General features: G+C 36.8%; 6 protein-coding genes and 1 rRNA gene. 2 read left to right on the top strand and 5 right to left on the bottom strand.

The features are described from left to right. The 4 genes from F5ESL0260_RS01910 to F5ESL0260_RS01895 all read right to left on the bottom strand — a co-directional run. Nucleotides 1-66, bottom strand: a 16S ribosomal RNA gene (locus F5ESL0260_RS01910); the annotation flags it as partial. A gap of 565 nt (nt 67-631) precedes the next feature. Continuing rightward, on the bottom strand, nt 632-1939 hold the full coding sequence (gene serS / locus F5ESL0260_RS01905; protein WP_122025674.1) for a serine--tRNA ligase: 1308 nt from the start codon (nt 1937-1939) through the stop codon (nt 632-634). A 320-nt stretch (nt 1940-2259) separates the two neighbouring features. Continuing rightward, complete coding sequence (locus F5ESL0260_RS01900) at nt 2260-2802, bottom strand: GNAT family N-acetyltransferase (RefSeq protein WP_122025673.1); 543 nt, start codon at nt 2800-2802, stop codon at nt 2260-2262. Next, nucleotides 2802-3407, bottom strand: coding sequence for a TVP38/TMEM64 family protein (locus tag F5ESL0260_RS01895; protein WP_046324322.1), 606 nt, complete (start codon nt 3405-3407; stop codon nt 2802-2804). The genes F5ESL0260_RS01900 and F5ESL0260_RS01895 overlap by 1 nt, the downstream gene beginning before the upstream one ends. A gap of 194 nt (nt 3408-3601) precedes the next feature. On the opposite strand from F5ESL0260_RS01895, the gene F5ESL0260_RS01890 reads away from it, so the two are divergent. Together F5ESL0260_RS01890 and F5ESL0260_RS01885 are read left to right on the top strand one after the other, a co-directional pair. After that, nucleotides 3602-4381 (top strand): alpha/beta hydrolase, encoded by a 780-nt coding sequence (locus F5ESL0260_RS01890; RefSeq protein ID WP_122025672.1) that lies wholly within the window; start codon nt 3602-3604, stop codon nt 4379-4381. A 119-nt stretch (nt 4382-4500) separates the two neighbouring features. Further along, nucleotides 4501-5877, top strand: coding sequence for an NAD-dependent succinate-semialdehyde dehydrogenase (locus tag F5ESL0260_RS01885; RefSeq protein ID WP_046324320.1), 1377 nt, complete (start codon nt 4501-4503; stop codon nt 5875-5877). Between the two features lie 83 nt (nt 5878-5960). On the opposite strand, the gene F5ESL0260_RS01880 is transcribed toward F5ESL0260_RS01885, so the two are convergent. After that, nucleotides 5961-6971 (bottom strand): zinc ribbon domain-containing protein, encoded by a 1011-nt coding sequence (locus F5ESL0260_RS01880; protein WP_122025671.1) that lies wholly within the window; start codon nt 6969-6971, stop codon nt 5961-5963. Between the last annotated feature and the right edge of the window lie 75 nt (nt 6972-7046).

The following is a 7046-nucleotide window of genomic DNA, read 5'->3' as shown; positions in this document are numbered from 1 at the left end:
CTCGACTTGCATGTATTAGGCACGCCGCCAGCGTTCGTCCTGAGCCAGGATCAAACTCTCATTTTTTAAATGTTTGTTTGAATGTTTGCTCATTCGTTCCAAGATTCGCATCTCGGATTTATTTGCTCGCGAAATTGACTTCGCTCTTTTGTTTTGGGTTCTTTAAACCCGCACATTTTTGCGAAAACATTGTTCAGTTTTCAAGGTACTACCTGCTGCTAAAGCAGCTTTTTTATTTTGCCAGATTCAGTTGCTTTTGTCAAGCACTTTTTTCTGACTTGTTTTGCCGTCTTACCAGACAGCGTTTATTATCTTACTAAAACAATTGACTTTTGTCAACTGCTTTTGCTTGATTTGTTTTGAACTTGTTATTTGCTGTAACTCGCTCAAACACAAGTAATACCTTACTCTTTTTATCTTCATTCGTCAAATTAATCATTTTGTTCGTTATTTAAGTAAATTCGCAATCAAATTAGTTTTGTCTAATATCTGATACTGCAATTTTTCGTTTTTATGACTAGACCAATTTGCTAATTATTCGTAATTTCATCATTTTTTACAAGTATTGCTGCAAAATTTTTTACAAAAAAAGCGCAAGTTTATTAAACTCACGCAAAAAATAATTGTTTCTCTAAATTAGAGTTTCTTCTTTAGTAATTTTTGTCATTCCGTTCATATAAGGAACCAAAACTTTTGGTACAGTGACTGTGCCATCTTCATTTTGATAGTTTTCTAAAATTGCGGCAACAGTTCTGCCAACAGCCAAACCTGAGCCGTTGAGAGTATGTGCTAAATGCAGTTTGCCATCTTCGTCACGGTAACGAATTTGTGCACGACGAGCCTGAAAGTCAGTACAGTTCGAACAACTAGAAATTTCACGATATTTATCTTGAGCCGGCATCCAAACTTCCAGATCATAAGTTTTAGCACTAGTAAAACTGGCATCCCCAGTAGATAAAGCAACTACATGATATGGCAAATCTAGTTTTTGCAGTAAATGTTCAGCGTTATGAGTCAGTTTTTCTAATTCATCCCATGAATCTTCCTGCTTACAAATCTTAACCATTTCGACTTTTCTAAACTCGTGCATTCTAATTAAGCCGCGAGTATCACGTCCAGCTGAACCAGCTTCGCTTCTAAATGCTGGAGATAATGCAGTAACATTGATCGGCAGCTTGTCACCATGAATAATTTCATCACGGAAATAGTTAACAAGCGGTACTTCTGCAGTAGGAATCAAAGTTAGATCCCTGGGTTTGTCCGGATTATCATTATCAACAATGGTATAAACATCTTCGCGGAACTTAGGGAATTGTCCTGTACCTTGCATTGATTCATCATTAACTAGATATGGCGGAATTATTTCGGTATACCCTTCCTTAGTGTTTTCATCAAGGAAAAAGTTAAATACAGCTCGTTCAAGTAAAGCACCAGCACCTTTATAATAGACAAAACGCGCACCTGAAACTTTGGCACCTCTGTCCCAATCCAGGATATCCAAATCTGTACCAATCTCCCAGTGTGCTTTAGGCTTGAAAGCTAGTTTAGTTGGTTCATGCCATTTACGAACTTCTTCATTATAACTTTCATCGGGTCCGATTGGATCAGAATCATCAGGAAAGTTAGGCAGCCGCAACAAAATATAATTTTGCTTTTCAGTTAATTTGGTAACCTTATCATCAAGTTCCTTAATTTCCTGTCCAACTTCACGCATTTTTTGAACTGCAGCAGAAACATCTTCTTTATTTCTTTTTATTGCAGCAATTTCTTTTGAAACCGTATTGCGCTCTGCTTTTAACTGCTCGCTACGATTTAATTCTTCACGTCGATCAGCGTCAATTTTGACTAATTCATCCAATTCCTCCGGCTTAACGCCACGTCTGCCAAGTTTATCCTTGGCCCAATCAAGATTCTCGCGAATCACCTTAATATCCAGCATCTTTTTACCTCCACAAAAAAAGCCAACTCATCCCATCAAATTGGGACGAATTGGCTTATACATGGCTTCGCGGTACCACCCAGTTTCAGCTAAATTTAGCTGCACTTCATTAAGTCGGCGATAACGATGCCGCGTGCCGTGTAACTATTAATTACCCACATAAATGGAATCTGGAAACGACTTCTATTCGCTTACACCACTATGCGAACTCTCTTAATCAGTCTTAGGATTCCGTGTTTGGATATTATTTTAAGCTATTATGCATTTTTTAGCAAATAAGTTTTAATGTTTTTTACAATTTTTTAGTAAAAAGGTTTCTTTCAAAATTTAAGTTTTTGCTCAAGATCAAGCCAACCTGATTTTTTCAACAAGAAAAAATCCTCTTGATATTCAAAAAGACTACTTACTTTACTCATATCAACCGAATAAACCAGCTTAAAGCCTAAACGAGCAAGTAAATTTTGTGAACGGGTATTATTTTGATAAGTCCCAGCCCAAATTTCCGACTGATCAAGCTTTTTGAAGGCATAGTCAAAAAGTATTTTTAAAGATTCCGTCATATACCCGTGACCGGAAAAATCTTTATCAAGCAAAAAGCCAACTTCTTTAGTATGCAGCAGTTCTTCTTCGTTAGTTCCCCTATTATATAGTTCAACTAAGCCAATTAACTGCTGCGAAGTACTCAAACAAATGCCATAACTATATTTTCTGGCAGCATACTGTCCTGCAGCAACTTCAGCTTCTGCTAAATTTTGATAATGACCAAAGCCGGCTAAACGCTGATAATATTCATCTTGGCCCCATTTAAGTAAAGTTGGTGCATCGGCTAGATTAAATGGCCGTAAATAAACCCGACTAACCATTAGTGACCAACCAGTTTGAGCAACCAGTCCATGCCGAAATCAAGTGCGAAGCTATAAGCAAGAATAGTCCAAGGCTTACCTAAGATAATTATCCAAAAATAAGTCCAGAACTTCATATCGGTTAAACCAGCTAAAAGACAGAGAACATCATCTGGCGCCATTGGTGCAACAATACAGATCGCAAAAAACCAGTTAAATTTACGCTGATTTTTAGTCCACTTCATATATTTATCAAGAGTTTTTTCAGAAACAATATGGAGAATAAACGGTCTGCCATAAAAGCGCGCTAAAAAGAAGTTAATAATCGAACCAACACAGATTCCCACGTAGTTATAAATAAATCCGGCTACTGGTCCAAAGAAGATAACTCCTCCCAGAAGTGAGACCCCGCCAGGAATAATAGGGATAACAACCTGAATTATTTGGATTAAAACAAAAATAATTGGTCCGATTATTCTCTTATTAGCCAAATATGCTTTCATTTTAGCTTGACTAGTAAATATTCCCATTTTGTACCAATAAATACACAAAAGAATAATGATAATCCCACTGACAACGGTCAGAATATTGATTAATCTTCGACTAGCTTTAGCAGACAGATGCATAACTTACCTCCAATTTAAGCCTCATTTTACCAAAAAATATGCAGCGTGATTACTTTTTAATTCATTAAATACTAATATTTAAATAAATTAAATATTTTGCTTTTAAAAATAAAAGGAAGCTAGTTTTAAAGCAAGTACAGCTTTCAGTTAAAGTATAATAGATACTAACAATATAATTTTTGGAGGAGAACTTAATGACCCAAATTATCACTGACGTTACTTATGATAAACCAAGAAAATTGCAAACAGATATTTATCAACCAGATAACAATAATTCGAATGATATCTTGTTGTTTTGGCATGGCGGTGGCTGGTTTCGCGGCGACAAAAGCAGCTTCAAAGCCTTATGTAGTAATATTGCTGACCAAGGCTTTACAGTTTTTGTACCTAATTATTCCCTTGCACCGCAACATCTTTTTCCGCTTGCGCACCAAGACAGCATTAATTTTGTTGAATGGCTGTTAAAAACTGACTTTGTGAATCATAAAAAGCCCAACATTACCCAAATCGGTGCCAGCAGTGGCGGCACAATGGCACTTAATATTGCGGGTAAATATGGTTTCCCTACTGTTACTTGGTCGGCTCCTGTCAGTTATTCAACCTGGATGAAAGACCATCAGGATGTCAAAGCATCAGTTGATGGTCGTAAAGAACTGGGCTTATCTGATTTACATGATATCAATAATGCTTTTTATAAATATTTTACTTTGGCTTATGCAGGTTCGGAAAATGAAGAAACATTAAAAAAGATGGATGCTAAATCTCATGATTATGCCAATTTACATCAGTTATTAATGATTAATTCTGCCGATGAGCTATCGCCTATCCCATACTTACTCGATTTTGTTAGCTATTTAGCACAAAATAATCACGCGGTTGACTTAAAAATAATATCTGGCACCAAACACGCGATGTCTTACGCTAATCAATATTTAGATTGTTCATTAAATTATCTTTTGCAAGCAATAAAATAATTTTTATTATTTACTTACTAATTATTAGTAAAATATTCTGTATGTGATATAATAATTGATGAAAACGTTTTATTTTATTGATAAGCTTATCCTACAAATATTTTTAAGGAGATAACATTATGGCTAAATATCAATCTATTAATCCTTACACTAATGAAAATTTTGCCAGCTACGACAACCCGACAGCTGAACAAATAGAAGATGCACTAAATTTAACTAACGCACTTTACCAAAAATGGCGTCATGAAGGGCCTGAAACTAGAACAGCAACATTGCACAAAATTGCTGATGGTTTGCGCGAGCATAAAAAAGAAATGGCCGAAATCATGACCCGTGAAATGGGTAAAATGATTGGCGAATCTGAAGGTGAAGTTGATCTTTGCGCCTCTATTTGTGATTACTTTGCTGATAAAGGTCCCGAATTGCTGAAACCTGAACCAATTGATTCTCAATTAGGTGATGCATATTACTTAAAGCAGGCTACAGGTGTGGTAATGGCATGTGAGCCTTGGAATTTCCCACTTTATCAAGTAATCAGAGTATTTGCACCTAACTTTATTGTTGGTAATCCTATCATTCTGAAGCACGCCCACAATGTTCCTGGCTCTGCAGCTTTGATTGCTAAAATTATTAAACAGGCTGGAGCACCCGAAGGCAGTCTGATTAATATGTATCCAAGTTATGATCAGCTGGACCAAATGATTGCAGATCCAAGAATTCAAGGAGTAGCTCTAACCGGTTCAGAACGTGGTGGTTCTTCTGTTGCAGAAAATGCGGGTAAAAATCTGAAGAAATCGACTATGGAACTTGGAGGTAACGATGCCTTCATCATTCTTGATGACGCTGATCCTGAAGTTTTGAAGCAGGCTCTTAGTTCAGCCAGAACCTATAACGACGGTCAGGTATGTACTTCTTCCAAACGGATTATTGTTGTTAAGTCGCGTTATGAAGAAACTTTGCAGGAATTAAAGCAGGTCTTTTCTGGCTTAAAAGCAGGCGATCCCCTTGATCCAGCTACTACCTTGCCGCCAATGAATTCACAAGCTGCTAAGGAAAAACTGACTAAACAAGTAGATGGTGCTATTGCAGCAGGAGCAAAAGTGTTCTACCAATATCCTGAAATTGATTCAGATGGTGCTTTCTTCCGTCCAACTATTCTAACCAATGTTGATCGTGACAATCCTGCCTTTGACCAAGAGTTCTTTGGCCCAGTTGCTATCGTTTACGAAGTAGAAGATGAAGATGCTGCTATTGCTTTAGCTAACGATTCCAGCTACGGTCTAGGTTCTTCTGTTATCAGTTCCGACATTAAACGTGCACAAAATGTAGCTGCACAAATTGAAACTGGTATGACAGTAATCAACGGCACATGGATCAGTTCTGCTGAGTTACCATTCGGTGGTGTCAAAAAATCAGGCTATGGTCGTGAACTTAGTGACCTAGGTTTGATGGCTTTTGTCAACCAGCACTTAGTGATTTCTATGCCGACCAAATAATTAGTATAAGAGCATAAATTAAAAAAGCTGATGAGTAGCGTTTATATTAGACGTTAATTCATCAGCTTTTTTGTTGTCATTTTTTAACGGTGACGTAACAGATTGTAGCCCGTTAGTCCCGTGGTCATTACGCTGGCCAAAATCAAGAAATAGGTTGACGCACCAATTGAGACCGCATATAAAAGTAGCTGACTGGTGATGCTATGTAAAATTCCCCGGTTTGACAGTGTGCTATTAGACATTCTATATATAAGGTATATTAGAAACACAGTTTCAATTAGAGAAAGGATAAATGCAATTGTCCTATTCTTTTTAGTATCCCTCATAGTATTGTATATAATAAATAACGGAATCAGAACCATGACTAGCCAAATTACACAAAGCACAACTCCAGAAAGCAATGTGGCATTGGAAGAAAAAAGTCTGCCAGCAAGTCCGAAAGTGACTCGTGTAATTGACATTTTTTGACCGTAAGTCATATCTAAGACAGATGCGCCCGATCCAGTAAATAAAACTATCAAGTTGATAACTGCTAGTAAAACGACTAAAAGCTGGACAAAGGTAAAATGCTTGTTTACCTGAATGTTCTCCTTATGTCTATTACCCTTTTGGGACAATCTGCTTTTCGCTTTAACTTTTTCTTTCGATTCAGCCACATTATTAAACATATTAGACCCAAGTTGATTTACTTTTTGTGTTAATCGCAGATCCACAGTATAGCGCTCTATCTTTTCTGCACGACTACAAACAAAGTAGAGCCAAACGAGCAATGCAAAAAAGCAAATCCAGCCAAAACTACGGGAAAAACTCATAATAATTAATAGTGCAATTCCCAATAGAAAAACAATCATGCTGTTAACATGAATCCATTGCAGCATGCGCTCAATAACTGAATTTTGTTTTTCCGGATAAAATTCTTGCCGGTACACTTTACGACTGGCAATTTTTTTAGCGGTTTTTTCGTCTTCAAAATGAGCTTTTTCGTGTTGGTCTGTGAAAAAAGTTTCACGATATTTTTGTAAATCAAAGTGGCAATTAGGACAGGTAACATCCACATCAGTAATGGGACGACCACAGTTTGGACAAGTAGTCATGAGAAGCTTCCTTTAATCAATAATTATAATACGTTAATCATAAAACAAAAATAGCGATAAGGAAAATGTCTTTAT

The organism is Lactobacillus sp. ESL0260, assembly GCF_003692935.1.
Classification (GTDB): Bacteria; Bacillota; Bacilli; order Lactobacillales; family Lactobacillaceae; genus Lactobacillus; species Lactobacillus melliventris.
This window is presented reverse-complemented; position numbering and strand designations above follow the sequence as displayed.